Annotated in this window: 25 protein-coding genes, 2 tRNA genes and 1 other RNA gene; 18 read left to right on the top strand and 10 right to left on the bottom strand. The window is 64.8% G+C overall.

Features of this window, described 5'->3' with window-relative positions; translation table 11 throughout:
* Window positions 1-53: 53 nt before the first annotated feature.
* Window positions 54-2,822, bottom strand: coding sequence for a pyruvate dehydrogenase (acetyl-transferring), homodimeric type (gene aceE / locus IDT60_RS10990; RefSeq protein WP_191079110.1), 2,769 nt, complete (start codon window positions 2,820-2,822; stop codon window positions 54-56).
* Window positions 2,823-3,220: 398 nt separating this feature from the next.
* Here aceE and IDT60_RS10985 point away from each other — a divergent pair, with 398 nt between their 5' ends.
* The 7 genes from IDT60_RS10985 to IDT60_RS10955 all read left to right on the top strand — a co-directional run bounded on the left by IDT60_RS10985 (window position 3,221) and on the right by IDT60_RS10955 (window position 8,251).
* The gene (locus tag IDT60_RS10985) at window positions 3,221-3,640 is read left to right on the top strand and encodes a DUF3052 domain-containing protein (protein WP_164199259.1); all 420 of its coding nucleotides are present in this window, start codon (window positions 3,221-3,223) and stop codon (window positions 3,638-3,640) included.
* Window positions 3,637-4,131, top strand: coding sequence for a peroxiredoxin (locus tag IDT60_RS10980; RefSeq protein WP_164199261.1), 495 nt, complete (start codon window positions 3,637-3,639; stop codon window positions 4,129-4,131). The genes IDT60_RS10985 and IDT60_RS10980 overlap by 4 nt, the downstream gene beginning before the upstream one ends.
* Window positions 4,132-4,137: 6 nt before the next feature.
* Entirely contained in the window at window positions 4,138-5,064 is a 927-nt protein-coding gene (locus IDT60_RS10975) for a Sir2 family NAD-dependent protein deacetylase (RefSeq protein WP_191079109.1), read from the top strand.
* A gap of 119 nt (window positions 5,065-5,183) precedes the next feature.
* A tRNA-Val gene (locus IDT60_RS10970) sits at window positions 5,184-5,259 on the top strand.
* 122 nt (window positions 5,260-5,381) lie between these two features.
* Window positions 5,382-5,672: a hypothetical protein gene (locus IDT60_RS10965; protein WP_164199265.1), complete on the top strand. Its 291-nt coding sequence runs from the start codon at window positions 5,382-5,384 to the stop codon at window positions 5,670-5,672.
* Window positions 5,673-5,928: 256 nt separating this feature from the next.
* Window positions 5,929-6,726: an IclR family transcriptional regulator gene (locus tag IDT60_RS10960; protein ID WP_191079108.1), complete on the top strand. Its 798-nt coding sequence runs from the start codon at window positions 5,929-5,931 to the stop codon at window positions 6,724-6,726.
* 175 nt (window positions 6,727-6,901) lie between these two features.
* Window positions 6,902-8,251, top strand: coding sequence for an MFS transporter (locus IDT60_RS10955; RefSeq protein ID WP_191079107.1), 1,350 nt, complete (start codon window positions 6,902-6,904; stop codon window positions 8,249-8,251).
* 237 nt (window positions 8,252-8,488) lie between these two features.
* Here IDT60_RS10955 and IDT60_RS10950 read toward each other — a convergent pair whose 3' ends face one another.
* Entirely contained in the window at window positions 8,489-9,553 is a 1,065-nt protein-coding gene (locus IDT60_RS10950) for a D-2-hydroxyacid dehydrogenase (RefSeq protein WP_191079106.1), read from the bottom strand.
* Between the two features lie 73 nt (window positions 9,554-9,626).
* On the opposite strand from IDT60_RS10950, the gene IDT60_RS10945 reads away from it, so the two are divergent.
* Genes IDT60_RS10945 through IDT60_RS10935 form a run of 3 tightly spaced genes read left to right on the top strand, consistent with a single transcriptional unit; the run spans window position 9,627 to window position 12,455 of the window.
* A complete protein-coding gene (locus IDT60_RS10945) occupies window positions 9,627-10,565 on the top strand; it encodes an NAD(P)-dependent oxidoreductase (RefSeq protein WP_191079105.1) in 939 nt (312 codons plus the stop codon).
* Window positions 10,549-11,319: an SDR family oxidoreductase gene (locus IDT60_RS10940; protein WP_191079104.1), complete on the top strand. Its 771-nt coding sequence runs from the start codon at window positions 10,549-10,551 to the stop codon at window positions 11,317-11,319. Before IDT60_RS10945 ends, IDT60_RS10940 begins: the two co-directional genes overlap by 17 nt.
* Window positions 11,319-12,455 (top strand): L-idonate 5-dehydrogenase, encoded by a 1,137-nt coding sequence (locus IDT60_RS10935; protein ID WP_191079103.1) that lies wholly within the window; start codon window positions 11,319-11,321, stop codon window positions 12,453-12,455. The genes IDT60_RS10940 and IDT60_RS10935 overlap by 1 nt, the downstream gene beginning before the upstream one ends.
* A 31-nt stretch (window positions 12,456-12,486) precedes the next feature.
* Here the strand turns inward: IDT60_RS10935 and IDT60_RS10930 are convergent, their stop codons facing one another.
* Window positions 12,487-13,215 (bottom strand): FadR/GntR family transcriptional regulator, encoded by a 729-nt coding sequence (locus IDT60_RS10930; RefSeq protein ID WP_191079102.1) that lies wholly within the window; start codon window positions 13,213-13,215, stop codon window positions 12,487-12,489.
* 174 nt (window positions 13,216-13,389) lie between these two features.
* Here IDT60_RS10930 and gndA point away from each other — a divergent pair, with 174 nt between their 5' ends.
* Together gndA and IDT60_RS10920 are read left to right on the top strand one after the other, a co-directional pair.
* A complete protein-coding gene (gene gndA / locus IDT60_RS10925; RefSeq protein ID WP_191079101.1) occupies window positions 13,390-14,826 on the top strand; it encodes an NADP-dependent phosphogluconate dehydrogenase in 1,437 nt (478 codons plus the stop codon).
* A gap of 108 nt (window positions 14,827-14,934) precedes the next feature.
* A complete protein-coding gene (locus IDT60_RS10920; protein ID WP_191079100.1) occupies window positions 14,935-15,792 on the top strand; it encodes an oxidoreductase in 858 nt (285 codons plus the stop codon).
* A 3-nt stretch (window positions 15,793-15,795) separates the two neighbouring features.
* On the opposite strand, the gene epsC is transcribed toward IDT60_RS10920, so the two are convergent.
* From epsC to msrA, 3 genes are all read right to left on the bottom strand, one after another.
* Window positions 15,796-16,380, bottom strand: a complete 585-nt coding sequence (gene epsC / locus IDT60_RS10915) for a serine O-acetyltransferase EpsC (RefSeq protein WP_191079099.1) — start codon at window positions 16,378-16,380, stop codon at window positions 15,796-15,798.
* A gap of 39 nt (window positions 16,381-16,419) precedes the next feature.
* On the bottom strand, window positions 16,420-17,355 hold the full coding sequence (gene cysK, locus IDT60_RS10910; RefSeq protein ID WP_164199287.1) for a cysteine synthase A: 936 nt from the start codon (window positions 17,353-17,355) through the stop codon (window positions 16,420-16,422).
* Window positions 17,356-17,420: 65 nt separating this feature from the next.
* Window positions 17,421-17,945 (bottom strand): peptide-methionine (S)-S-oxide reductase MsrA, encoded by a 525-nt coding sequence (gene msrA / locus IDT60_RS10905; protein ID WP_164199289.1) that lies wholly within the window; start codon window positions 17,943-17,945, stop codon window positions 17,421-17,423.
* 99 nt (window positions 17,946-18,044) lie between these two features.
* On the opposite strand from msrA, the gene IDT60_RS10900 reads away from it, so the two are divergent.
* Window positions 18,045-18,959 carry a Nif3-like dinuclear metal center hexameric protein gene (locus IDT60_RS10900; protein ID WP_164199290.1) on the top strand — a complete coding sequence of 305 codons (915 nt, stop codon included), beginning with the start codon at window positions 18,045-18,047 and terminating at the stop codon, window positions 18,957-18,959.
* A 100-nt stretch (window positions 18,960-19,059) separates the two neighbouring features.
* Window positions 19,060-19,815: a zinc ribbon domain-containing protein gene (locus tag IDT60_RS10895; RefSeq protein WP_164199292.1), complete on the top strand. Its 756-nt coding sequence runs from the start codon at window positions 19,060-19,062 to the stop codon at window positions 19,813-19,815.
* A 59-nt stretch (window positions 19,816-19,874) separates the two neighbouring features.
* Here the strand turns inward: IDT60_RS10895 and IDT60_RS10890 are convergent, their stop codons facing one another.
* Entirely contained in the window at window positions 19,875-20,639 is a 765-nt protein-coding gene (locus tag IDT60_RS10890; protein ID WP_191079098.1) for a YaaA family protein, read from the bottom strand.
* A gap of 56 nt (window positions 20,640-20,695) precedes the next feature.
* On the opposite strand from IDT60_RS10890, the gene rnpB reads away from it, so the two are divergent.
* The 4 genes from rnpB (at window position 20,696) to IDT60_RS10870 (ending at window position 23,997) form a co-directional block, all read left to right on the top strand.
* An RNA gene (gene rnpB / locus IDT60_RS10885) (RNase P RNA component class A) lies at window positions 20,696-21,081 on the top strand.
* Window positions 21,082-21,334: 253 nt separating this feature from the next.
* Window positions 21,335-22,813 (top strand): glyceraldehyde-3-phosphate dehydrogenase, encoded by a 1,479-nt coding sequence (locus IDT60_RS10880; RefSeq protein WP_191079097.1) that lies wholly within the window; start codon window positions 21,335-21,337, stop codon window positions 22,811-22,813.
* A gap of 80 nt (window positions 22,814-22,893) precedes the next feature.
* Window positions 22,894-23,097 (top strand): hypothetical protein, encoded by a 204-nt coding sequence (locus IDT60_RS10875; RefSeq protein ID WP_164199298.1) that lies wholly within the window; start codon window positions 22,894-22,896, stop codon window positions 23,095-23,097.
* 102 nt (window positions 23,098-23,199) lie between these two features.
* Entirely contained in the window at window positions 23,200-23,997 is a 798-nt protein-coding gene (locus IDT60_RS10870) for an HNH endonuclease family protein (RefSeq protein ID WP_164199300.1), read from the top strand.
* A 31-nt stretch (window positions 23,998-24,028) separates the two neighbouring features.
* Here IDT60_RS10870 and def read toward each other — a convergent pair whose 3' ends face one another.
* From def to orn, 3 genes are all read right to left on the bottom strand, one after another.
* Window positions 24,029-24,601, bottom strand: a complete 573-nt coding sequence (def, locus tag IDT60_RS10865; protein ID WP_191079096.1) for a peptide deformylase — start codon at window positions 24,599-24,601, stop codon at window positions 24,029-24,031.
* A gap of 114 nt (window positions 24,602-24,715) precedes the next feature.
* A tRNA-His gene (locus tag IDT60_RS10860) sits at window positions 24,716-24,788 on the bottom strand.
* Window positions 24,789-24,917: 129 nt separating this feature from the next.
* The gene (gene orn / locus IDT60_RS10855; RefSeq protein ID WP_191079095.1) at window positions 24,918-25,541 is read right to left on the bottom strand and encodes an oligoribonuclease; all 624 of its coding nucleotides are present in this window, start codon (window positions 25,539-25,541) and stop codon (window positions 24,918-24,920) included.
* Window positions 25,542-25,621 lie beyond the last annotated feature (80 nt).

Here is a 25,621-nt window from a genome sequence, read left to right as displayed (position 1 = left end):
GGGGGCCGCCGTCGTCGTTCATTTCCGCTGCCGGAACCTCAGCAGGAATTGCCTCAGGATTCGCCGCCTGCGTTGCCGGTGGAACCGGCATTGACGTTGTGCAGGCGGTACTTCTCGATGGCCTGGGCCGGAGCCTGGGCATCGACTTCACCGCGGCGCGACAACATCTCCAGGGAACGGACCACGATGGAGTGGATGTCGTTCTTGAAGAAGCGGCGGGCTGCTGCGCGGGTGTCGGAGAAGCCGAAGCCGTCTGCGCCGAGGGTTGCGAATTCGTTGGGGACGAATTGGCGGATCTGGTCCGGGACGGCTTTCATGTAGTCCGAGACGGCGACTACGGGGCCGGTGGCGCCTGCGAGCTGGGCGGTCACGAAGGGTACGCGGGCGGGTTTGCCCGGGTTCAGGAACGCTTCTTCCTCGGCGGCCATGCCGTCGCGGCGCAGTTCGTTCCAGGACGTGACGGACCAGACATCTGCTGAGACGCCCCAGTCTTCGGCGAGGAGCCGCTGGGCTTCGATGGCCCAGGGGACGGAGACGCCGGAGGCCAGGATCTGGGTGCGGGGACCGTCGATCTTGGCCGGTGCCACCAGGTAGATGCCCTTCAGGACCCCTTCAACATCAAGGTCCTCGGGCTCCGCGGGCTGGGTGATCGGCTCGTTGTAGACCGTCAGGTAATACATGAGGTTACGGTCTTCAGAGTCCGGCCCGTACATGCGTTCGATGCCGTCGCGGATGATGTGGCCCATTTCGTACCCGTAGGCGGGGTCGTAGGTGACCACGGCGGGGTTGGTGGAGGCCAGCAGCGGGGAATGGCCGTCGGCGTGCTGGAGGCCTTCACCGGTGAGGGTGGTCCGGCCGGCGGTGGCGCCGATGATGAAGCCGCGGGCCATCTGGTCACCGGCTGCCCAGAAGGCGTCGCCGGTGCGTTGGAAGCCGAACATGGAGTAGAACACGTAGACCGGGATCAGCGGCACCCCGTGGGTGGCGTAGGCGGTGCCGGCGGCGGTGAACGCTGCGACGGCGCCGGCTTCGTTGATGCCGGGGTGGATCAGCTGGCCCTGGGCCGATTCTTTGTAGGCCAGGACCAGGTCCCGGTCCACGGAGAGGTAGTTCTGGCCCTTGGGGTTGTAGATCTTGGCCGTGGGGAAGAACGCGTCCATGCCGAACGTGCGGGCTTCATCGGGGATGATCGGGGCGATGTGCTTACCGAAGTTCTTGTCCCGCATGAGGTCCTTGAGGAGCCGGACGAACGCCATGGTGGTCGCGGCCTGCTGCTTGCCGCTGCCGCGCTTGGCCACCTCATAGGACTTGGCGTCCGGGAGGGTGATGTCCTGGTGCTTGGAGCGGCGCTCCGGCACGGCGCCACCGAGCTCGGCCCGGCGCTCCATCATGTACTTGATTTCCGGTGCATCACTGCCCGGGTGGAAGTACGGCGGTGAGTACAGGTCCTTTTCCAGCTGCTCGTCGGTGACCGGAATCCGCAGGTGGTCGCGGAACTTCTTCAGGTCATCCAGGGTGAGTTTCTTCATCTGGTGGGTGGCGTTGCGGCCCTCGAAGTGCGGTCCGAGGCCGTAGCCCTTGACCGTTTTGGCCAGGATGACGGTGGGTTTGCCCTTGAATTCGGTGGCTGCCTTGTACGCGGCGTAGACCTTGCGGTAATCGTGCCCGCCGCGCTTGAGGTTCCAGATATCGTCATCGGAAAGGTCCGCGACCATGTCCTTGGTCTGCGGGGTCTTGCCGAAGAAGTGCTCCCGGACGAACCCGCCCGATTCTGCCTTGTAGGTCTGGTAGTCACCGTCCGGGGTCTCGTTCATGATCTTCACGAGCGACCCGTCGGTGTCCTGGGTGAGCAGGTCATCCCACTCCCGGCCCCAGACGACCTTGATGACGTTCCAGCCCGCGCCGCGGAAGAACGCTTCGAGTTCCTGCATGATCTTGCCGTTGCCGCGCACCGGTCCGTCCAGGCGCTGGAGGTTGCAGTTGATCACGAAGTTCAGGTTGTCCAGGTTCTCGTTCGCGGCGAGCTGGAGCAGGCCGCGGGACTCGGGCTCGTCCATTTCCCCGTCACCGAGGAACGCCCAGACCTGCTGGTCCGAGGTGTCCTTCAGGCCGCGGTTGTGCAGGTACCGGTTGGACTGGGCCTGGTAGATCGCGTTCATCGGCCCGATGCCCATGGACACGGTGGGGAATTCCCAGAACCCGGGCATCAGCCGCGGGTGCGGGTAGGAAGAGAGCGCGTGGCCTTCCTTGGACTTCTCCTGCCGGAATCCGTCCAGGTCCTGCTCGGTCAGCCGGCCTTCCATAAAGGCCCGGGCGTACATGCCGGGGGAGGCATGGCCCTGGAAGAAGACCTGGTCCCCGCCGCCGGGGTGGTCCTTGCCGCGGAAGAAGTGGTTGAAGCCCACCTCGTACAGCGTCGCGGCCCCGGCGTAGGTGGAAATATGCCCGCCCACGCCGATGTTCGCCTTCTGCGCCCGGTGCACCATGATGGCCGCGTTCCAGCGCATGTACGCCCGGTACCGGCGCTCGTATTCCTCGTTGCCGGGGAACTGCGCTTCCTGGTCCACCGGGATGGTGTTCACGTAGTCCGTGGTGGTCACCATCGGCACGCCCACGCTTTGCGCGCCGGCACGCTGCAGCAGGCTCCGCATGATGTATTGGGCACGCTCGGTGCCCTGTTCCCTGATCAGCGCATCCAGGGACTCAACCCATTCGGCGGTCTCTTCCGGATCACGATCAGGCAGCTGGTTAGTCAACCCGCTGAGGATATGGGAGGTATCTTCTCCTGCAGCCACGTCCAACCTCTCTTTGCGCGCATGCATCGGCGCCTTCACAACGGGCAGGGTGACTGTCCGGAATGAGTGCGACGTGTGCGACGTATCGGTTACAACAAGCCCGGTCATGTGCGCCGGGCAGGGTCCTATCACGCCTATGTCTGCATTCCATTCCAGGCGGTCGCCCCGCAGGCATAGTTGTCATCAGCCACTCTAGCTCCGACTCAAGCGCGATGCGTAGCCGCCTCCGTGGCACTGCAGTTGTATTTCGCCGTCATACTGGTTGTGTGACGAAAGCCGCTGCACTGCAGGCTGACGGCCCGTTATGTGACGCAGAATATGGCGGATCGCGGGGCGGGCAGCTTGAAGCGCAGGCACAAAGGGTGTTGGCTTGGAGTAATGGAAATCACTATGCGTTATGCATGTATTAGGCATTGGAGGAACACGTGAGCGAGGCCGACGCCGCCACTTCGGTAAATGTGGCGGAAAAATTGGGTTTCAAAAACGGGGATCTGATTCAGGAGTTCGGTTACGACGATGATGTCGATTTCGACTTGCGTGAGGATATTGAGGACCTGACCGGGTCCGAGCTCCTGGATGAAGACGATCACGACGTTGTAGACGCCGTCATTTTTTGGTGGCGCGAGGGCGACGGCGATCTGGTGGATACCCTCATGGATTCGCTGACCACGCTCAGTGAAGGCGGAGTCGTCTGGGTGCTTACGCCCAAGTCCGGGCGGCAGGGCTACGTCTCGCCGGCGGAAATCCAGGAAGCGGCTCCCACGGCCGGCCTGCACCTGACCACCTCGGCCGGTGTCTCCAAGGACTGGAGCGCCACCCGGCTGGTCAGTAAGAAGAACAAGTGACGGCAGCGCTTTCCGTCGCCGCCGGGCCTGTCCCCGCGGTGGGGGAGTCCGCCCCGGATTTTGAGCTGGTCAACCAGTTCGGGGAGCCTGTACGGCTGTCCTCCTTCCGCGGGCAGAACGTTGTCCTGGTGTTCTATCCGTTCGCTTTTTCGGGCATCTGCACCGGCGAACTGTGTGAAATCCGCGACAACCTGGCACTGTTCGAGGACGCCCGCGCTACGGTCTTGGCGATCTCCGTTGACAGTAAGTTCAGTCTGCGCGCTTATGCCGAAAAGGAAGCCTACGGCTTCGATCTGCTGGCTGACTTCTGGCCCCACGGGGCAGTGGCAAGCACTTACGGCGTCTTCGATCAGGAGACCGGGATGGCCGGGCGCGGAACGTTCATCATCGATGCAGCGGGCATCATCCGCTATGTCGTGGTGAATCCGCGTGGACAGGCCCGCGAGCTGTCCGCATACCGCGACGTTCTGACGGGCCTGGAACAGGCCTGAAGCCGTATGGACCAGCAGCGGCAGGGTGTCGGCGTTGGCTTGACGGGTTTCGCCAGCCTGCCCGCCGCTGCCCCCGCGGCACTTTCCGCTGAGCACCTTCAGGGTCTGGAGAAAGTCCGGCTGCTGCTGGCCGGCAAGCCCCTGGCGCTGCTGACCGGTGCCGGGCTGAGCACGGATTCCGGCATACCGGATTACCGCGGTCCGGACGCTGCGCCACGGTCACCGATGACCTATCAGGAATTCGTGCGCGACGCCGCCAACCGGCAGCGCTATTGGGCCAGGAATCACATCGGCTGGTCCCACATGCGCCACGCCGATCCCAACCAGGGGCACCGGGCAGCGGCAGAACTGGAACGGCGCAGGCTGCTGACCGGCCTCATCACCCAGAACGTTGACCGGCTCCACGAAGACGCCGGCAGCATCAAAGTCATCGACCTCCACGGCCGGTACGACCAGGTAGTTTGCCTGGAGTGCAGGCGGACCTACAGCCGGCGCCTGCTGGCCGGGGTGCTTTCAGAGCTGAACCCCGGGTTCCTGGAGCGTGCCACCGAATCCGGCATGGTGGAAATCGCACCCGACGCTGACGCTACTGTTGACGACGCCGCCCTCATCTCCGGTTTTGTTGTCGCGGGCTGCCCCGCCTGCGGCGGAACGCTCAAACCCGACTTCGTCTACTTCGGGGAGAATGTGCCGAAAGACCGGGTGGAAGCCGCCTACGCGATGGTGGACGACGCCGGGGCCCTCCTCGTGGCGGGATCGTCACTGACGGTGATGAGCGGTTTGCGGTTCGTCCGGCACGCTGCAAAGTCCGGTAAGCCGGTGGTCATCATCAACCGCGGGGAGACCCGCGGAGACCCCCAGGCCACCATCAAGCTTCACGCCGGCGTCAGCGAGTCCCTGACGTGGCTGGCAAACGAACTTCCCGATCTCTGATTCCGCCGAACCACTGCTACGGCCTGTGCCGGGGGGCGGCGGATTGGCTTTTGCTCCAGTGCATCGGGTAGAGTTTATGTTCGTTGGTTGACGCGCTGAACTGCGGAAACCGGCCGTTCGGGTCTTTAGCTCAGCTGGTAGAGCGCCACGTTTACACCGTGGATGTCATCGGTTCGATCCCGGTAGGACCCACCACCAAAACCCCGTTTGTTCCAGGCCCCTGCGGCCGGAACAGACGGGGTTTTTCGTTGCTCCCCATAAGGGGCTGCCTCGACGCCTGCGCTTGATTGTCAGTGCCCGTCCCTAGTGTTCCCCGTATGGAATTTGTGGTGGTCAAGACGTCCCGGGACGGGACGCCGACGTCGGTTGTCAGCAACGGCAGGGAATGGGCCGTCGGTGCCGAAGCGGTGAGATGGTTTGAACGTGTGAGCTGGTGGGAGCAGGAGCGTCGGATGCCCAAGGGCCTGGGCCGCGTGGATATAGAGGTCCTCCAGGTCCAGGTGAGGCTGGGACGCAACCCACAGTCCGCGCTGACCACTATGGTGCTGGAACGGGATGGCCTGGGCGGCGGCTGGCGGCTGCGGGAGGCGGCCGCCGATGCGGCCTGAGGCCCGGAGCCCGGTTGTCCGGGCATTGGAAAACCCTCCACCGCGACTATTGGGGGATGCCGCGGTGGAGGGTCTTCCATGAATATACAGTGAACTTCCGGAAACAAACAAATGCCCGTCATTTCGTGTCCGAGCCGCAGGAGCGTCGCAAAGTTTCACCGCCGCCCGATGAGCCTGCAGCCATTATGATGGTTAGTGTTCAGTGGATTGGACACATAAACGTGAAGCGCCCCGGCGTGCCGATTGAAGGAGAATCATGGCCGATTCCCGCACACCCCGTTCCTCCGATGGCCTGGGGAGCACCTCGCCGGCGCCGGCGGTCACCAGGGCTGCTGCCGTCATGGATGCCTTGGCGGCTTCCTCCACCGGGCGCCTGACGCTGAGCGACCTGGCCCGCGAGCTGGGGATCCCGAAGTCGTCAACATCGAACCTTTTGCTGGCACTGGAAGAAGCACGGCTCATCAGCCGCCAGGGCGCCGAGTTCACGCTGGGCCGCAAGCTGGTGGAGCTGGGTGCCGCGTATTTGAGCCGGCTCGATGAGGTGCAGGAGTTCTACCGCTTCTGTGAGCAGGCGCCCACACTTTCGGGGGAAACTGTCCGGATTGCCATGCTCGATGGCAGCAACGTCATCTACCTGGCCCGCTATGAGGGGCACCCGGCAGTCCGCCTGACCTCCAATATCGGCGACAAGATGCCGGTCTCGCTGTGCGCCGTGGGCAAGGCACTGATCGCGCGGCTCAATGACTATGACATTGACGCCATGTTCCCGGACGACGCGGAACTGCCCGTCCTCACGCCCAAATCGCTGCGCACTGGCGCTGAGCTGAAGGGCCAGCTGCGAACCATCCGCGAGCAGGGCTACGCCTTCGAGGATGAAGAATCCACCACAGGTGTTGTGTGCCTCGCGGTGGCTGTCCCCACCCGCGGTGCCCACGGGCCGAGCCTGGGCCTGTCCGTCACGGCCTTGAAAGCGACCTACACCGAGGAGCAGGGGTCCCAGATGGTCAAGGAGCTGAGTGAGCTCGCCCAGTCCCTGGGCAATCCCATGGGGTAAGTCCGCCGGCTGCCCGCCCACAGCCTGCAGCCGCTCTGCCGCAGCAACATTCGAGAAGATCTCTTGCAACCTGTTCAACTTGCTGTACTCTGTTCAGTATAGTGATCCGCACAACAGGTGTCGTCGCTAACCCACCAGGCCAACGGGGGCCTGGAGTGTTTTTGAGGGAGTTCTTGTGACAACTCGTACTAAATCACCGCAGGCTGACGCGGACGGCGCCGTCGTCGATCCGGAGCAGCTGCGAAGGGCAACTCTTGCCAGCTCAGTGGGCTCCGCCCTGGAGTACTACGACTTCTACATATACGGCCTGGCATCCGCTCTCATCTTCGGGCCGCTGTTCTTCTCGCCACTCGGCGAAAGCGGTGCTGTCATTGCGTCCTTTGCTACCTACGGCGTGGGCTTTGCCGCCCGGCCGTTCGGCGGCATCGTCTTCGGCTACATCGGTGACCGGTTCGGCCGGAAGATGGTCCTGATCCTGACCATTGGCCTCATGGGGATGGCAAGCTTCGCCATCGGGCTCCTGCCCACCTTCGAGCAGGCCGGAATGCTTGGGGCTGTCCTCCTGGTGGCCCTCCGCATCCTCCAGGGACTGGGCGCCGGTGCCGAGCAGGCAGGTGCCACCACGCTGATTTCAGAGGTGGCCCCGCGCCGCCGTCGCGGGTTCTTCGCTTCCCTGCCCTTCGTTGGCATCCAGCTCGGCACACTTCTGGGTGCAGGCACTTTCGCCCTCATGGCACTGGCCGACAAGGAAGTGCTCCAGGGCTGGCTGTGGCGCGTACCCTTCCTGGCGAGCGTCATCCTGATTGTCATCGCGGTCTTCATCAGGCTCCGCCTCAAGGAAACCCCGGTGTTCCAGGAGCTTGAGAAGCACAAGGCCGTGGTGAAGAACCCGGTCACGCAGATCTGGAAGCACTCAAAGAAGAACGTGCTCATCGGCATTGGCCTTCGGATGGGTGAAAACGGCAACTCGTCCATCTACTCAGCCCTCCTGGTGTCCTTCATCAGCATGCCGGCCGGCATCTTCGCCGGTGACAAGTTCATTGGCCCCACGGGCCTGCTCATCGCCGCCGGGTTCGCGGCAGTCATGGTGGTCACCTTCGGCGCCCTGTCCGATCGCTTCGGCCGGGTGCCCGTCTACCGCTACGGCGCCCTGTTCCAGGCCGTCATCGCCCTGCCGGCGTTCTACCTGGTCACCCTGGGCAACGTCACCCTGGTCTGGGTTGTTATGGTGGTCGGCATCTCCCTGGGTGTGCAGTCCATGCTCGGCCCGCAGTGCGCCCTGCTGCCGGAACTCTTCGGCGCCCAGCACCGCTTTACGGGCGTGGCCCTGAGCCGGGAACTCTCAGCCGTCCTCGCCGGCGGCTTCGCTCCCATGATCGGTGTGGCCCTCCTGGCCGCCACCGGCCACTCCTGGCTGGTCCCCGCGATCTACTCGCTGGTCCTGGCGCTGATCTCCTTCGGAACCACGTTCTTTACACCCGAGACGAACGGCCGTGACCTGGTCCTTGTGGAGGATGCAAGCTAGCTAAGCCTGCCCCAACAGGCGAAAGGCGGCCTTCCCGGAAACGGGGAGGCCGCCTTTCAGTGTTTCGTGGGAGGGGGTGGATGCCGGGCCGGGTCACTGACCGGCTCCTGGTCGATGTCCGGCACTTCGCAGGTGGAGGCTGCACTCGAGCCGAAAAGTCAGGGGACGCCAAGAGCCCCTGCCGGATCCTGGTGCCAGGAGTCCGGCAGGGGCTCAAAGGTGAAACGGGGCGGTTCTTTAGTAGAAGTGGACCGGGTCCACAAGGTGGGGCAGGTCGCCGCCGTCGAGGAACGTACGGAGGTTGCTGGCGAAACGCTCTGCGATCAGGCGGTTTTCTGCTGCGCTGAGGGCCGAGGTATGCGGTGACACCAGGACCTTCGGATGGTCCCACAGCGGGCTGTCCCGGGGAAGAGGCTCCACGGCGAAGACGTCCAGGCAGGCGTAGGACACCTGGCCGTTGTTGAGGGCCTCCAGGAGCGCGTCCTCGTCCACCACGGTGCCGCGGCCGACGTTCACAAACACCGTTCCGGGTTTCATTGCGGCAAAGACGTCACGGTTGAACAGCTTCTCCGTAAACGGCGTGCCTGGCAGGGTGTTCACCACGGCATCGGCCGTGGCAAGGAGCCCGGCGAGTCCGTCGTTGTCCGCAACCTGCTCGATTCCCTCGATGGGTTCCACTGTGCGCTTCGTGCCGCTGACCTTCATGCCCAGGGCCCGTGCGATCCGCGCGGTCTCCAGTCCGATCTCGCCCAGTCCGGTGACCACCAGCGTGGAACCGCTGACCAGCCGGGTGGGGGTTCGCAGTTCGGGCCACACCTTGGCGGCCTGGTCCTGGACCAGCTCGCCGCTGCGCTTGAAGCCGTTGAGGATCCCCAGGGCGGCGAATTCGGCGAGGGGCAGAGCGTGGACGCCGGCCGATGTAGTCACCTTGAACTTCCGCAGTGTCTCCTGGTCCAGCCCGGATGCCTTGACAGCTCCGCCGGCTCCGGCGGCCATGGCGTGAACCCACTGGAGCCGCGGGTTCTCGCGGGCGATGCGGGCCAGGCCGGCCGGGCTTTCATTCGGCAGGCCATACAGCACCTGTGCTTTGGTGAGCATGTCCCAGTACCGCTCCTCCTGCGCGGGCGTCCGCTTGAAGTCCGGATCCCCGGAGTGGTCGGCAGGAAAGCGTTCGGGCGGAAGGAGGTCCGGCTCATAGAGGACGGTCACGGAGGGGTCTACTGCGCGGATGCGGTCCACGAGCTCTGCTTCGAGCGGGACGGCGATCGCGACGGTGGTTTGAGTCGTCATACTGTTCATCATACTGAATAGCGGCTAGGATATTGGACAGATTTCCCTACATTAACCACACAACGATGTGAGTCGAGGCCGATTGATGGAAGACAAACGAGCGGGCTTTGTGGGCCTTGGACTGATGGGACTGCCCATGGCTGAGAATCTGCTCCGCGCCGGCTGGGACGTTTCTGCCTGGAACCGTTCCGCCGAACCCCTGCGGCAGTTGGCGCTAAAGGGCGGCCGCCAGGCACCGGATGTTGCAGCGCTGCGGGACCTGCCGGTTATCGCGTTTATGCTGCCTGACCTGTCCTTCATCGAGGAGGCAGCGGGAGGGCTGCTGGCGAGCTGGGCCGACACGCCACCGAATGCCAACACCGCGGTGGTGGTCATGAGCTCTGTTTCGCCGGCCAGGGTCCAGGACTTCGGCCGCCGCGTCCGTGAGGCGAGCGGCGGCCGCGCCGTGGTGGTGGATGCTCCGGTCAGCGGCGGAACCAAGGGGGCAGCCGACGGCACCCTGGCGATCATGGCAGGCGGTGCAGCCGATGACTTCGAGCGGCTCATGCCCTTCTTTGCGGCGATGGGAACCACGGTCCGGCACATGGGGCCCTTGGGCTCGGGGTCGCTGGCCAAGGCGTGCAACCAACTCATCGTGGGAACCACGACGGCGGCACTCGCCGAGGCGGCCGAGCTCGCTGAGCGTTCCGGCATGGATCCGGCAGCACTCTTTGACGTCCTGGCCGGCGGTCTGGCCGGCAGCCGCGTGCTCGACAATGTGGGGCCGCGGCTGGTCCGCAAGGACTACACTCCCACGGGCCCGGCGAAATTCATGCACAAGGACCTTTCCTTTGTGCTCGAGTCAGCCCGGGCGGCCGGTGCTGCCGTGCCCATGGCGACTGCCGGCGTCGAACTTTACGCGGAACTGAAGCGGCAGGGCCTGGGCGAGAAGGACCTTGCCGTGGTCCGCCAGGCAATTTCACAACTCAGCGACGCAGCAGCGGACAGCGCTACGAAAGGGACAGTGCATGAGCGGGCTTTTTGATTTGACGGGTCGGGTTGCTTTGGTGACGGGGTCGAGCCGGGGGATTGGTTTTGCGTTGGCGCGGGCGTTGGCTGAGGCCGGGGCGACGGTGGTGTTGAACGGGATTAATCCGGAGCGGTTGAAGGCCGCGGAGGCGGCGTTGGCTGCCGATTTCGCGCCGGGCCGGGTCCATAGTGTGGCGTTTGATGTCACCAGTGATGCGGAGGCTGCCCGGGGTGTGGCGTGGGTGGAGGAGCATGTGGGCCCGTTGCGGATTTTGGTGAATAACGCCGGGATCCAGCACCGGGTGCCGATGCTGGAGCTGGACGTCGCGGATTGGGAGCGGGTGATCGCCACGGACCTGACCAGCGCGTTCCTTCTGGGCCGGGCGGCTGCCCGGTTCATGATCCCGCGCGGGAAGGGCAAGATCATCAACATCTGTTCGGTGCAGACGGACCTGGCCCGGCCCACGATCGCCCCGTATGTGGCGGCGAAGGGCGGTTTGCGGAACCTGACCCGGGCAATGACGGCCGAGTGGGCGGGCTCGGGGTTGCAGATCAACGGGATCGCGCCGGGGTATATCCATACGGAAATGACGCAGAACCTGGTGGACGATGAGCAGTTCAATGCCTGGATCCTGGGCCGGACCCCGGCGCACCGGTGGGGGACCGTGCAGGACCTGGCCGGGCCCGCGGTGTGGCTGGCCTCGGACGGGTCGGATTTTGTCAACGGGCAGACGATCTTTATCGACGGCGGCATGACGGTGGTGGTCTGATGGAGGTCTCAGCGGTGACAGGGTCAGCCCGGGAAACCCACGGGACAGCCCCGGCAGCAGGGACAGCCCTGCCCGTCTCCGGCCCGGCCGTGCTCGCGTACGCGGCGGGGGATCTGCGGATCGAGGACGTGCCGCTCGCGGTGCCGGGACCGGATGAGGCGGTGGTGGAGGTCGCGTACGGCGGGATCTGCGGGTCGGACCTGCATTACTGGCTCCACGGCGCGGCCGGCGAGTCGATCCTGAAGGCCCCGATGGTGCTGGGGCACGAGATTTCCGGTGTTGTGGTGGTCGCCGCGGCGGACGGGACGGGCCCGGCCGCGGGCACCCCGGTCGCGGTCCACCCGGCGACCCCCGGCCCCGGTGACGGGACGGTCCGGTACCCGGCGGTCCGGTACCCGGCGGGCCGGCCGAACCTGTCTCCGGGCTGCACCTACCTGGGGTCCGCGGCGCAGTTCCCGCACACCGACGGGGCGTTCGCCCGGTACGTGAACCTGCCCGCCCGGATGCTCCGGGCCCTGCCGGAGACCCTGGACCTGCGCACCGCGGCGCTGATCGAACCCGCCAGTGTGGCCTGGCATGCGGTGGCCCGGGCCGGGGACGTGGCCGGCAAGAGCGCCCTGGTGATCGGGTCCGGCCCGATCGGGGCGCTGTGTGTTGCGGTCCTCAAACGTGCCGGCGCGGCCCGGATCACCGCCGTCGACATGCACCCCATGCCGCTGGAGATCGCCACAGCGGTCGGGGCGGACGCGGTCCTGCAGGCACCGGACGCGGACACGATCGCGGCCGTGCAGGCCGATATCGTGATCGAATCCTCCGGCAGCCACCACGGCCTGGCCTCGGCCATCCGGGGCGCGGCCCGCGGCGGGACCGTGGTCATGGTCGGGCTGCTGCCCACCGGACCCCAGCCGGTCCTGATCTCCCTGGCCATCACCCGCGAACTGGACCTCAAAGGCTCATTCAGGTTCAACGACGAGATCGATGACGTCATCACCGCCCTCGCCGACGGCACCTTGCACATCGGGCCCGTCATCACCCACGACTACCCCCTCAGCCAGGGACTCGACGCCTTCACCACCGCCAAAAACTCCGCCCAATCCGGCAAAGTCCTCCTCAACTTCAAACCACAGGAGCAGTAAACGCCGCCGTCGGGTCAGCTCTGGCGAATTTTCAGTTCCTGCGAACGGGAATGAACACCCGCGGCTGATCTGTCCATGTTCCGGAGAGCCGGGACGTCGTGCGGCGCATGATCTGTTCGGAGGCGTTCCGGGCTGCGGCGGCGTCGCTGGCCGCAACCGCCTCGGCGAGGTCCACATGCCACTGGAGCGCGCCTTCGTGGGGATGGTCAGGCATCAGGCCGTGGACCGTGCGGCCGGTCAGGGTTTCGGCCACCTGGCCCATCAGGTTGGCGAACATTTCGTTGCCCGATCCGGAGAGCAGCACGGAGTGGAAGGCGATGTCCAGGTCAAGGAACTTTTGCCCGTCACCACTGTGGCCGGCATCGCGCAGGGCATGGGCAATGTCCACAAGCTCGGTGCGCAGCGCCGCAGGCGCATTCTTCGCTGCCAACTCAGCAGCGGCCGGCTCGACGGCGGATCGCAGCTCGATCAGCGACCTGAGCTGGGCGCCGCGGCCCTCGCTGGACAGCCGCCACCGGATGACCTGCGGATCGTAGGGGTTCCAGCGGCTGGGCGGCAGGACCCGGATGCCAACGCGTTTGATAGTTTCAACCAGGCCCAGTGACTGAAGGACGCGCACGGCTTCGCGGACCACGGAGCGGGAAACCTTCAGCTCTTCCTCCAACTGCTCGGCCAGCATAACGTGGCCAGGGGGGAGATCGCCCGTGATGATTCGGGTGCCAACATTCTCAATGGCACGGTGGTGCAGGCTGGTGGACATGACGTCAAGCCTAGACGGGGAATGACCCGCTGCGTTCCACAAAGTGGGCAGTGCTTCCCCTCGGCGCCTCGAATATATATGCTTTATTAGGATCCATCGGTTCGTCAGAGTGTGCTTCGCAGCGATTGCGGAGCCATCTGCACATCCACTGCACACAATGAATTGGAGTTTTTGATGTCTGCACACATCGGTGTCACCGGCCTTGCGGTGATGGGAGCAAACCTGGCCCGCAACCTGGCCCGCAACGGCTTCACGGTTGCCTTGCACAACAGGTCGGTGGAAAAGACCGACGCCCTGCTCGAGAAGCACGGCACGGACGGCGACTTCATCCGTACCGAAACCCTGCAGGAACTGGTGGACTCCCTGGAGAAGCCCCGCCGCGTCCTGATCATGGTCAAGGCCGGCAAGCCGGTTGACTCCGTCATCGAGCAGCTTGAGCCGCTGCTGGAAGCCGGGGACATCATCATCGACGCCGGCAACTCGCACTACGAGGACACCCGCCGCCGCGAAGCCGCGCTGGCCAAGAAGGACCTCCACTTCGTAGGCGTCGGCGTTTCCGGCGGCGAAGAAGGCGCACTGAACGGCCCCTCCATCATGCCGGGCGGCTCCAAGGAGTCCTACAAGGCCCTGGGCCCGCTGCTTGAAAAGATTGCCGCCAAGGTTGACGGCGAGCCGTGCTGCGCCTGGGTCGGCACCGACGGCGCCGGCCACTTCGTCAAGATGGTCCACAACGGCATCGAATACGCCGACATGCAGGTCATCGGCGAAGCTTTCGACCTCCTTCGTTCAGGTGCAGGCATCGAGCCCGCCGAACAGGCCAAGATTTTCACCGAGTGGAACAAGGGCGACCTGTCCTCATTCCTGATCGAAATTTCCGCCGAGGTCCTGGCCCACGTTGATGCCAAGACGGGCAAGCCGTTCGTGGACATTGTGGTTGACGCCGCAGGCCAGAAGGGCACCGGCCGCTGGACCGTCATATCCGCCCTTGAACTCGGCTCCCCGGTATCCGGCATCGCCGAGTCCGTCTTCGCCCGTGGACTTTCTTCCCAGGCAGAGCAGCGCAAGCTCGGCCAGGAGCTGCTGGCCGGCGGAGAAGCCGCCGTGGAAATCCCCGAAACCTTCGTTGAGGACGTCCGGCAGGCGCTGTACGCCTCCAAGCTGGTCTCCTACGCGCAGGGCCTGGACATGCTGACGTCCTCCGCCAAGGAATACGGCTGGGACCTCAAGCTGGACGAGATCGCATCCCTGTGGCGGGCCGGCTGCATCATCCGTGCCGAGCTGCTTAAGGACATCACCAAGGCGTACGCCGCTGACGAAAAGCCCGCAAACCTGCTCTTCGCACCGGCCTTCACCCAGGCAATTGCTGACGCACTCCCGGCCTGGCGCCGCGTCGTTGCCACCGCCGTCCAGCTGGGCATCCCGGTACCGGTATTCTCCTCCTCCCTGGCGTACTACGACGGCCTGCGCCGCAAGCGCGTAGCAGCCGCCCTGATCCAGGGCCAGCGCGACCTCTTCGGTGCCCACACCTATGGACGTGTCGACGCAGAGGGCACTTTCCACACCCTCTGGGGCGAGGACAAGTCCGAAATCGAAGCAGTGGACACGCACTAACACCCGCGTTACTGCCCCTGCGGCCGGCACCGCCAAGGATATTCTTGGAGCTGCCGGCCGTTGGCGTTTCACGGCACCAGCGGTGTCCGTCCAGCCAAGGAGTCCAAGGTGCCCAAACCAGTCGCATTCATCACCGGAGCCTCCACCGGAATAGGGTTCGAGGCGGCCAAACACCTCAGAAGCCACGGTTTCCTGGTGTATGCGGGAGCCCGCCGGACGGACCGGATGGAGCCGCTGGCTGCGCTCGGAATCCAGGTCCTGGCACTTGACGTGACGGACGATGATTCGATGCGCGCCGCCGTCGGCCGCGTCCTTGAAGAGCGCGGACGGATAGACGTCCTGGTCAACAACGCCGGCTACGGATCCTACGGAGCGCTCGAAGAGGTGGACCTGGCCGAAGGCCGGCGCCAATTTGAGGTGAATGTTTTCGGGCTGGCCAGGATGACGCAGCTGGTTTTGCCCGCGATGCGGCTGGCCGGCCGCGGACGCATCATCAACGTCTCATCGATCGGCGGAAAATTCTACGAGCCGCTTGGCTCCTGGTACCACGCCTCGAAATTCGCTGTCGAGGGTCTGAGCGACTCGCTGCGGCTGGAGCTGAAGCCACACGGAATCAGCGTCTCGATCATCGAGCCGGCCAGTACCATCTCCGAGTGGGGAAGTATCGCCGCCCAGGGGCTTCGGGAGACCAGCGGTGCAGGTCCGTATGCCTCCCAGGCACAGCTGGCGGCCGGCGCGCTGGCGTCCACGGGCCGGGCGGGGACATCGACACAGCCACAGGTCATTGCCGCAGCGGTGCTGCATGCGGCCACCGCGGCGCGGCCCCGGACCCGTTACCCGGTGGGTAGCGGGGCCCGGGCCATCCTTGCCCTGAGGCGGATACTGCCCGACAGGCTGTTCGACCCGGTGGTCATGCTGGTGCTGAAGCGGGTGGCCGGCGGCCATACGGCCACCACGAACACGTAGGGGTCAGATCCGGTATTCGATGTCGTACTCGGCCGGGTCCACCGCGGGTTTCGTTTCGCGCTGCGCGTCCCGGTGACGCCACTTGGCGGGGACTCCGGTCACGATCGATTCCGGCGGCGCGTCCTTCACCACAACGGCGTTGGCGCCCACGGCGCTGTCCCGCCCGATGGTGATGGGTCCCAGGATTTTGGCGCCGGCACCGATGGTCACCCGGTCCTCGATGGTGGGGTGACGCTTGACCTTGGCCAGGGAGCGGCCACCGAGGGTAACGCCGTGGTAGATCATGACGTCTTCGCCGATTTCGGCGGTCTCCCCAATGACCACACCCATGCCGTGGTCAATGAAGAAGCGGCGTCCGATGGTGGCGCCGGGATGAATCTCGATGCCCGTCAGGAAGCGCCCCAGCTGGGACACCAGCCGGGCCGGGAAACGCAGGCCCGGGGTTTGCCACAGGCGGTGCGTCAGCCTGTGGATCCAGATGGCGTGCAGCCCTGAATAAGCGAAAAAGTTCTCAAAAGAACCTCGAGCCGCCGGGTCGTGTGACCGGGCGGCGTCGAGGTCTTCCTTCAGTCTTGCGAAAAAGCGCACAAAGTTCTTTCTACAGGAAACGAGGCGACAAAGGCTGAATCAGCCGCGGATGTCGTCATAGAGCACGGTGGAGATGTAACGCTCACCGAAGTCGCACACGACAGCGACGATCAGCTTGCCCGCATTCTCCGGGCGTTTGGCAAGTTCCAGGGCGCCCCAGACGATGGCGCCGGAGGAGATGCCGCCGAGGATGCCTTCCTTGACGCCGAGGTCACGGGCAACGCGCACCGAGTCTTCGAGGGTGGCATCCAGGACTTCGTCGTAAACGTTGGTGTCCAGGATTTCGGGGATGAAGTTCGCACCGATGCCCTGGATTTTGTGCGGCCCCGGAGCGCCGCCGTTCAGGATGGCGGAGTCCTTCGGTTCGATGGCAACAATCTGGACGTCCGGGTTGCGCTCCTTCAGGACCTGCCCGACGCCGGTGACGGTTCCGCCGGTGCCGATGCCGGCGACGAAGATGTCCACCTTGCCGTCGGTGTCGGACCAGATTTCCTCGGCCGTGGTGGTGCGGTGGATCTCCGGGTTGGCCTCGTTGGCGAACTGCTGGGCCCAGATCGAGTTCTCCGTGTTGGCCACGATTTCCTGGGCCTTCTCCACGGCACCGCGCATGCCCTCGGAGCCCGGGGTCAGCACAATCTCGGCCCCGAACGCACGGAGCATCACGCGACGCTCGGTGGACATGGTTTCGGGCATGGTCAGGATGACCTTGTAACCGCGGGCAGCGCCCACCATGGCCAGGGCGATACCGGTGTTGCCGGAGGTGCCTTCGACGATGGTGCCGCCGGGCTTGAGGGCACCGGATTTCTCGGCGGCGTCGACGATGGCCACGCCGATGCGGTCCTTGACGCTGTTGGCCGGGTTGTAGAACTCAAGTTTGACGGCCACGCTGGCACCCAGGCCCTCGGTGAGCCGGTTCAGGCGGACCAGCGGGGTGCCGCCGACCAGCTGCGTTACATCGTCATAGATCCGTGCCATGGGGATATGCCTATCTCTCAAGAGTGAATGCTGAGGTCAGCCTAACGATGGCCTGCTGGCCCCTGCTAAGCATTAAGCCATGCAGAGTAATATTTCCGGGCCTTCGCGAGCTTGGGGTTGATGATCACCTGGCAGTAGCCCTGCTCGGGGAACTTGGCGTAGTAGTCCTGGTGGATGTCCTCAGCTACGTAGAACCGTGACAACCGGCTGACCTCTGTGACTATCGGGTGGGACCACAGCGCCTGGTTGCGATCAATGGCCTCCTCGAAAAGAATCTTCTCTTCGAGGGTCTCGTAGAACATGGACGAGCGGTACTGGGTCCCGACGTCGTACCCCTGGCGGTTGAGCGTGGTGGGATCGTGCAGCGCGAAGAACATGTCCAGGATGACCTCGGGCGGAATGACTGTTTCGTCAAAGGTCACCGCCACTGCTTCTGCGTGGCCCGTGGTTCCACTGCAGACCGAATAGTAGTCAGGGTGCGGATCGTGGCCGCCCGTATAGCCGGAAATTACCGAGGAGACGCCCCTGGTTTTTTGGTAGACAGCGTCCAAACACCAGAAGCAGCCTCCGCCCAGAACAAAAGTTTTCATGACCTCTTCAATGGTTGAGTGCCCCGGATGATTCCCTGACCACCCTACGAGACGGCGACACACTCCGGCTAAACCGCCCGATGGGGTAAAACTGAGTCTATGGAATCTGCAGACACCGGCGTTACAGATGCGGGCAGCGGCGGCACCGGATCCGGCGGCGACGCCCCCGCGGAGTCCCCGGCTCCCACCCTGGGACAGGTGCTTTTGGCCGTCGAGGAACTCTGGCCGGAGTCGCTGGCTGAAAACTGGGACGAGGTGGGCCTGGTGGCCGGTCATCCCGCCGCACAGGTCACCCGGGTGATGTTCGCCGTGGATCCCACCCTTGCGGTGATCGAGGAAGCCGTGGAGTGGGGCGCAGAGCTGCTGATCACTCACCACCCGTTGCTCCTCAAAGGCGTCACCTCGGTGGCTGCCACAACTGCAAAGGGGCAGGCCATCCACCGGCTCATTGAGTCCGGAACGGCACTGCTGACCGTCCACACCAATGGTGATTCGGCCGTGGGCGGGGTTTCCGATGTCCTGGCTGATGCGCTGGGGCTGGAGGACGTGGCCCCGCTGACCGTGGCCGCGAACGGGCTGCCCGAAGAAGGCATCGGCCGGGTGGGGGATCTCGCCGACGTGATGAGCCTGGGCGATTTCGCCGCACGGGTTTTCGGCATCCTTCCCGCAGTGGCCGGGGGAGTCCGTGTGTCCGGCGACAAAGACGGCCTGGTGCGCCGCGTTGCGGTGTGCGGCGGCGCGGGTGACTCCCTGTTCGACGAGGTGCGGGCCAGTAACGCTGACGTCTATGTCACAGCCGACCTCCGCCACCATCCCGCTTCCGAAGCCCGCGAAGCGGCGGTGGACGGCAGGCCGTACCTGATCGACGTTTCCCACTTTGCCAGCGAGTGGCTCTGGCTGCCGGCCGCCGCATCAGCCCTGGGCAACGTGCTCGCCGATCAAGGGCACGACGTCGAGATCCAGGTGAGCAACACCAACAGTGACCCCTGGGACTTCATTCTGACTCCGGGCTAAGCCCGGGATGCGAGGCAGGGGAGCGGGCCAGGCGCTAGAGTCTATACAGCGCCGATCGGGTGCCCGGTTCCGGCCGGCAGGAAACAAACGGAGGTAGCAGTTGGCTAAGGCAGCACCGGCGGAACAGTTGAAGTTGCTCGAACTGCAAGGGCTGGACGCGAAGCTCAAGTCCCTGCAGAACCGCCGCCGTACCCTTAGCAACGATCCGAGGATCACCGACCTCGAGGCCGCGCTCTCGGTGGCCAACGGTGAACTGGGCGGCGCCAAGGTGGCCGTCCATGACGCTGAAGCCGAACTCAAGCGGGCCGAGGCCGACGTGGAGCAGGTGGCTTCCCGGATTGAACGCGACGAAGCCCGGCTTAACAGCGGAACGGGACTGTCCAAGGATCTCGTAGCCCTGCAGAAGGATATTGCCTCGCTGAACAAGCGCCGGTCAGATCTTGAGGACGTTGAGCTCGAAGTGCTGGAACGCCTCGACTCCCTGCGCGCCCGGCAGGCCGCCCAACAGCAGATCGTTGATGACATCCAGGGCTCCTTCAGCGGCATCCGTGCCGAGCTCGACGAAGCCCTGGCCGAGGTGGATGCTGAAGCGAATGTCGTCCGCGCCCAGCGTGATGAATTCGCCGCCGGACTCGATGCGGGGATGCTGGCAGTCTACGAAAAGACCCTCGCCAAGCGCGGTGTGGGCGCGGCCCGACTGTTCCACGGCACGTCGGAGGCCTCAGGAATGAAACTGAGCCCCGGGGACCTCGCCGAGATCAAGGCCGCCGCCGAGGACGACATCGTGTTCTGCCCGGATTCCGGCGCCATCCTGGTGCGCTCGGCCGAGTGGAACGCACCCGCCCCGACTGCCTAGCACCCAACTAAGTAGCGCTATCTGTCGTTTTGAGAGGTCAAAACGACAGATAGCGCTACTCAGTTGGGGAGGATGATGTTCAGGGCGTGCGGCTTCCGCGCTGAGCCCTCCGCGAGCTCCGCTTCCCACTTTTCGCGGGCCGCCTTGAGCAGCTGCGCCGCGGTCTCCGGGGCGCGGCCGCGGCGGGCCAGCAGGTGCCGTGCCAGCTCGCCCCGGGTATGTTTCGCGAAGTGGCTCACCACCTTGCGCACGCCGTTCACCTCGGTGAATACGTTGACCGCTACGGTGTGCGCGGGCGGCGGCGCCCACGCCGCCGCGTAGGTGCTGGAGCGGCAGTCCACCAGCAGGTGCCCGGACGCCGCCTTAGTGAGGGCCTCCGAAAGCTGCGGCTTCCAGAACGAGGCAAGGCGGCCGACGTCGGGCAGTGCAGTTCCCATCGACAGCCGGTACGCGGGCACCCGGTCGGCGAAACGGATGACGCCCCACAACGCGGACACCACCAGAACTGATTCGTCGGCTTTGCGGCGCTGCGTCGGCGTCAGCGTTTTGTACCCCAGGGCGTCGTACAGGACACCCGTATAAATCTGGTGCGCGGGCGCCGCCGGTTCCGCGTGGAGCCGGGTGTTGCGGTCGACGTCGTCCCTCAACGATGCGCCGACGCCCAACAAAGCGAGGGCATCCTCATGCGCACTGACCGTACCCAGCGCTTCAAGGACGGCGGCCCGGTGCGTGTTAAGGGCCGGAAAGCTCAGGGAAGGCCAGTCGACGGCGGATCCCCGGACCGCGGGGGTCTTGCCTTCAGAGGGGGGAAGCAGAATCAGCACCGTACGATCCTACCGGCGACGGCGGCGCCTCCTTCCCCGGTAGACTGGGTTCCGGATGGGTTGACCAGGCGGCCGCGCGTCACGCAAGTGGCTCGAGGAACGTCCGGGCTCCGCAGGGCAGGGTGGTGGGTAACACCCACTCGGGGTAACCCGCAGGCCAGTGCCACAGAGAACAGACCGCCTGCGTCCGCCGGCAACGGAAGGCAGCAGGTAAGGGTGAAACGGTGGTGTAAGAGACCACCAGCTTCCCGGGTGACCGGGAAGGCTAGGTAAACCCCACCCGGAGCAAGGCCAGACAGGACACGTTTGAGGGCTGCCCGCCCGAGTGTCCGGGTAGGCCGCTGGAGGGCGTCGGCAACGGCGTCCGTAGATGGATGGCCGCTACTCCCGCGCTGGTAACGGCACGGGAGCACAGAACCCGGCGTATCGGTCAACCCATCCCACAACCTCCCGCCGCAGGGCATGTGAGTGACTTCACGTCCCACGGCGTCCCGCAGTGCGGTGCCCCGGCTTAGAATAGAGAGCGAACGTAGAAGTTCTGCCACCGGGTCTGCGTTCGCAGCCGGTGGTTTTTCTTTGCGCTTCTCCACGGCACCCGGGGCAGAACCCCGCCGGTGCCAGAGCCCCTGGACAACGTCAGGTGGCCGACAACCGCATACGAGGACGTATGCGGCTGAACCGAGGAAGGTAGTTCTGTGAGCCAGACGTCAGATTCTTGTCTTGATACGTGGATGGGCCGGGAGGCTCTCGCCGAGGCCATGATTCCGGTGATTGGCCGGCTGTACCGCGAAAATAACGTGGTGACGAGCATCCACGGCCGCAGCCTGATCAACAAGTCCACTATGAACATCCTCAAAGCGCATCGGTTCGCCCGCCGCATGAGCAACAGCGAGCTCCTGCTTGAGGAAACCGCACCGCTGCTGAACACCCTGGCGGAGCTGGAACTTGGCGCAGCAGCCATCGACGTGGCACGCCTGACCGAGAAGTACAAGCTTGAAGGCAACGGCGCTTCCCTGGAGGAGTTCCTCCGCGCCGAACTGGCCGATGTTGTTGGCAAGCGCGGGGCTGACAACCGCACCAGCACCGACGTTGTGCTGTACGGGTTTGGCCGCATCGGCCGCCTGCTGGCCCGCCTCCTGATCGAAAAGGCAGGCGGCGGCCACGGCCTGCGCCTGCGCGCCATCGTGGTGCGCCGCGGCTCGGACAAGGACCTCTCCAAGCGTGCCAGCCTGCTGCGCCGCGACTCCGTCCACGGATCCTTCGAAGGCACCATCCGTGTGGACGAGGAAGCCAACACCATCACCGCCAACGGCGTGCAGGTCCAGGTCATCTACTCGGACAACCCCGCCACCATCGACTACACCGCCTACGGCATCAAGGACGCCCTGGTGGTGGACAACACCGGCCGCTGGCGCGACGCCGAGGGCCTGTCCCAGCACCTGCAGAGCAAGGGCGCGGCCCGAGTCCTGCTCACCGCACCGGGCAAGGGCGCGCTGAAGAACATCGTGCACGGCATCAACCACGGCAGCATCCTGGACTCGGATCAGATCGTCTCCGCCGCGTCGTGCACCACCAACGCCATCACCCCGGTCCTGAAGGCCATCAACGACAAGTTCGGCGTCATCCACGGCCACGTTGAGACCGTCCACTCGTTCACCAACGACCAGAACCTGATCGACAACTTCCACAAGGGTGACCGCCGCGGCCGTTCCGCGGCGCTGAACATGGTGATCACCGAAACCGGCGCGGCCACTGCTGTGGCAAAGGCACTGCCCGAACTTCAGGGCAAGCTTTCCGGCAGCTCCATCCGCGTCCCCACCCCGGACGTGTCGCTGGCCATCCTGAACCTGAGCCTGGAAAACGGCACCACCAAAGAGGAAGTCAACGACTACCTGCGCCAGATGTCGCTGCATTCGGACCTGCGCAAGCAGATCGACTACATCGATTCCCCCGAGGTTGTGTCCACCGACTTCGTCGGCTCACGCCGGGCCGGCATCGTGGATGGCCTAGCCACCATCTCCAATGACAAGAACGTCATCCTCTACGTCTGGTACGACAACGAGTTCGGCTACAGCTGCCAGGTAGTCCGGGTCATGGAAGAGATGGCCGGGGTCAACCCGCCGTCGTTCCCCGCGAAGGAACCGGCTGCCGCGTTGGCCGCAATCGCAGTCTAAAGGGCGCCTTAGCCGTTCAAGGTTTCGACTTCCCGGCTGATTCGCTGGAATCAGCCGGGAATCGGGACCACACTGGTGCCATGGATAACGAAACTCTCCACGACACCACCCTTGAACACGCCTTCGACGTCGCCAAGGCCAACCACAAAGAGGCCGTCAGGCTACTGGAGCAGGCACGAGCTGCCTTGGCTGCCGGCGATGTCGGCGAGGACCGCGTCCGGCAGTTGGAGAGCCTCCTCCACCTGGCGGAAGAGGATCTCCGGCGGGTGTCCCGGGAGCTATAGATCCGGGTCACTCTTCCTCCCCACTGTGGATAACCCTCCGGCTGTCAGTGGGGTGGCCTAGGCTCTTCTGGTGCACGGGATTCCCGGAATAGTCTGTTGCCCATGACGGTCAGTTGGGGCGCCTACCGTCGTGCCCGGCGCCGCTCGCGGCAGGCCTGGGCTTTGCTCGCGGCACTTGCGGTGTCCGTGCTGGGGTCTGCGGTGTGGTTTTTTACCGCCGGCCAGTTCGCCGCCGCGGAGCCCGCTGCTGACGGACCCGGCCATGCACCCGTATTTGACGGCAGCTGGATGAAGCCGGTGGTGCCCGTGCACGCCGTCCCGCAGGGGAGCGCCCGTGCGGCCCTGGCCGGGCTGAGTGTCAAAGGCCGTGCACCGAAGGACCACTACTCCCGCGAGGCATTCGGGCAGGCGTGGCAGGATGTCGACCGAAACGGCTGCGATACCCGCAATGACATCCTCCGCCGCGACCTCGCGTCAGTCGGCTTTATGGAGGGGTCAAAATGCCGTGTCGCTTCGGGCACCATTGTGGAGCCGTACACGGGCAAGGCCGTGGATTTCCGGCGCGGACCGGAGAGCAGCAAGGAAATCCAGATCGACCACGTCGTGGCGCTCGGTGACGCGTGGCAGAAAGGCGCCCAGTCCTTGTCGCCGCAGCAGCGCCTCAGCCTGGCGAACGATCCGCTCAACCTGATCGCCGCAGACGGTCCCGCCAACCAGCAAAAGAGTGCGGGGGACGCAGCCACCTGGCTGCCGAAGAACAAGAATATCCGCTGCCACTACGTGGCCCGCCAGATCTCCGTGAAGGCGTCGTACGGGCTGTGGGTCACCCAGCCTGAGAAGGATGCCATGAACAGGGTCCTGGACTCGTGTCCGGAGCAGCCCACCATCGCGGCACAGTGAACGTTAAGGCAGGATCCTCTGCCTGTGTGCCCTAGTGGCCGAACGGGTCGGGGTCCACGCCGGGCATCCAGGTCAGTCCGGGTACGCCCCAACCGCTCTTCTTGGCCAGCTTCATGGCCTTCCGGGAGTAGCGGTCCAGGAGCCGGTTCACATAGAGCTTGCCGTCCAAATGGTCGTACTCGTGCTGGATGACGCGTGCGAACCAGCCAGTAGCTTCGAACTCGACCGGCTGTCCGTGGCCGTCGAAGCCCTGCACCTTGGCCCATTCGGCGCGTTTGAGCGGGTATTGGCCGCCCGGGAAAGAGAGGCAGCCTTCTTCCTCTTCATCGGGGTCGGGCAGCGCACCGGAAACCTTGGAGAGCGTCAGCACCGGGTTGACGAGCACTCCGGCTGGGGGAGCGCCGTCGTCGTTGGCGAATTTATAGACGAAGATTCTTTTACCCACACCAACCTGCGGGGCGGCCAGGCCCACGCCGTTGGCCGCGTCGTTGGTTTCGAACATATCGGCAATCAGGGTGCGCAGTTCGTCGTCGAACACTTCCACTTCGGCGGCGCGGCGGTGGAGCACCGGTTCTCCCCAGATCGTGATCGGCAGAACTGTCATTGCTGATGACCTTTCGTGCGGGCGGCGTAACGCCGGTATTTGTGCAAAAAAGAAGGCCGTACCGGATATCCGGTACGGCCTCCAATCGGACGGCTGCTGCTGCCGCCTTCTAAGGGTGAGCTACGGGGGTTGAACCCGCGACCTCCTGGACCACAACCAGGCGCTCTGCCAACTGAGCTAAGCCCACCATGTGCCCTGCAGGAGTTCCGGTGACCCGGTCCCCTGGAAAGGCAACTCAAATAGCTTACCTGCTGTTAAGGGATGCTTGCGCCACTTTTGGGGTTTTCACGGAAAATTCCCTGGAACGTGACGGAGATTACTCTCTCGGTGTGGACGCCCCGCCGGTCACCCGCTGGGCGATCCCGCGTGCTGTGGCGCTGTCGGGTCCCGGCGCCGGCACAAACACGGCCTCGCGGTAATAGCGCAATTCGTCGATGGAATCCTTGATATCCCCGAGGGCGCGGTGGCCGCCCTTCTTAGCCGGCGACTGGAAATATGCCCGGGCGTACCAGCGCCGTGAGAGTTCCTTGATGGTGCTGACGTCAATCACCCGGTAGTGCAGGTGTTCGACGACGGCGGGCATGTCGCGGGAAAGGAAGACACGGTCGGTGCCCACGGAATTGCCGCCCAGCGGGGCCTTGCGGGGGTCCGGCACCCATTTTTCGATGTACTCCATCACGGCGGCCTCGGCCTCGGCCATGGTCTTTCCGTGCGGCAGTTCCTCCAACAGCCCGGACCGCGTGTGCATGTCCCGGACGAAGTCGTTCATCTGGGCCAGGGCGGCATCCTCGGGTTTGATCACCACGTCGACACCGTCGCCCAGAATGTTCAGCTCCGAGTCTGTCACCAGCGCCGCCACCTCGATCAGGGCGTCGTTCTTAATGTCCAGGCCGGTCATTTCGCAATCGATCCAGACGATGCGTTCGTTAGATATAGGCACCGGACCAGCCTACCGTTTAGCTTCCGTGCAACGGTCCGATGCTAGGATTTCGGGTACAGAGGGGCTGGTACTCCGGCCGC

The sequence above is a fragment of the Pseudarthrobacter sp. BIM B-2242 genome (genome assembly GCF_014764445.1).
GTDB classification, from domain to species: Bacteria; Actinomycetota; Actinomycetes; order Actinomycetales; family Micrococcaceae; genus Arthrobacter; species Arthrobacter luteus_A.
This window is presented reverse-complemented; position numbering and strand designations above follow the sequence as displayed.

What these genes read in the sequence shown, in the direction of transcription:
- IDT60_RS10945 (WP_191079105.1), top strand. Translation starts at nt 9,627, where the DNA reads ATGGAAGACAAACGAGCGGGCTTTGTGGGCCTTGGACTGATGGGACTG.
- IDT60_RS10870 (WP_164199300.1), top strand. Translation starts at nt 23,200, where the DNA reads ATGACGGTCAGTTGGGGCGCCTACCGTCGTGCCCGGCGCCGCTCGCGG.
- IDT60_RS10960 (WP_191079108.1), top strand. Translation starts at nt 5,929, where the DNA reads ATGGCCGATTCCCGCACACCCCGTTCCTCCGATGGCCTGGGGAGCACC.
- cysK (WP_164199287.1), bottom strand. Translation starts at nt 17,355, where the DNA reads ATGGCACGGATCTATGACGATGTAACGCAGCTGGTCGGCGGCACCCCG.
- IDT60_RS10950 (WP_191079106.1), bottom strand. Translation starts at nt 9,553, where the DNA reads ATGATGAACAGTATGACGACTCAAACCACCGTCGCGATCGCCGTCCCG.
- msrA (WP_164199289.1), bottom strand. Translation starts at nt 17,945, where the DNA reads ATGAAAACTTTTGTTCTGGGCGGAGGCTGCTTCTGGTGTTTGGACGCT.
- IDT60_RS10940 (WP_191079104.1), top strand. Translation starts at nt 10,549, where the DNA reads ATGAGCGGGCTTTTTGATTTGACGGGTCGGGTTGCTTTGGTGACGGGG.
- IDT60_RS10975 (WP_191079109.1), top strand. Translation starts at nt 4,138, where the DNA reads ATGGACCAGCAGCGGCAGGGTGTCGGCGTTGGCTTGACGGGTTTCGCC.
- gndA (WP_191079101.1), top strand. Translation starts at nt 13,390, where the DNA reads ATGTCTGCACACATCGGTGTCACCGGCCTTGCGGTGATGGGAGCAAAC.
- IDT60_RS10875 (WP_164199298.1), top strand. Translation starts at nt 22,894, where the DNA reads ATGGATAACGAAACTCTCCACGACACCACCCTTGAACACGCCTTCGAC.
- IDT60_RS10900 (WP_164199290.1), top strand. Translation starts at nt 18,045, where the DNA reads ATGGAATCTGCAGACACCGGCGTTACAGATGCGGGCAGCGGCGGCACC.
- IDT60_RS10930 (WP_191079102.1), bottom strand. Translation starts at nt 13,215, where the DNA reads ATGTCCACCAGCCTGCACCACCGTGCCATTGAGAATGTTGGCACCCGA.
- IDT60_RS10935 (WP_191079103.1), top strand. Translation starts at nt 11,319, where the DNA reads ATGGAGGTCTCAGCGGTGACAGGGTCAGCCCGGGAAACCCACGGGACA.
- IDT60_RS10965 (WP_164199265.1), top strand. Translation starts at nt 5,382, where the DNA reads ATGGAATTTGTGGTGGTCAAGACGTCCCGGGACGGGACGCCGACGTCG.
- aceE (WP_191079110.1), bottom strand. Translation starts at nt 2,822, where the DNA reads ATGCATGCGCGCAAAGAGAGGTTGGACGTGGCTGCAGGAGAAGATACC.
- def (WP_191079096.1), bottom strand. Translation starts at nt 24,601, where the DNA reads ATGACAGTTCTGCCGATCACGATCTGGGGAGAACCGGTGCTCCACCGC.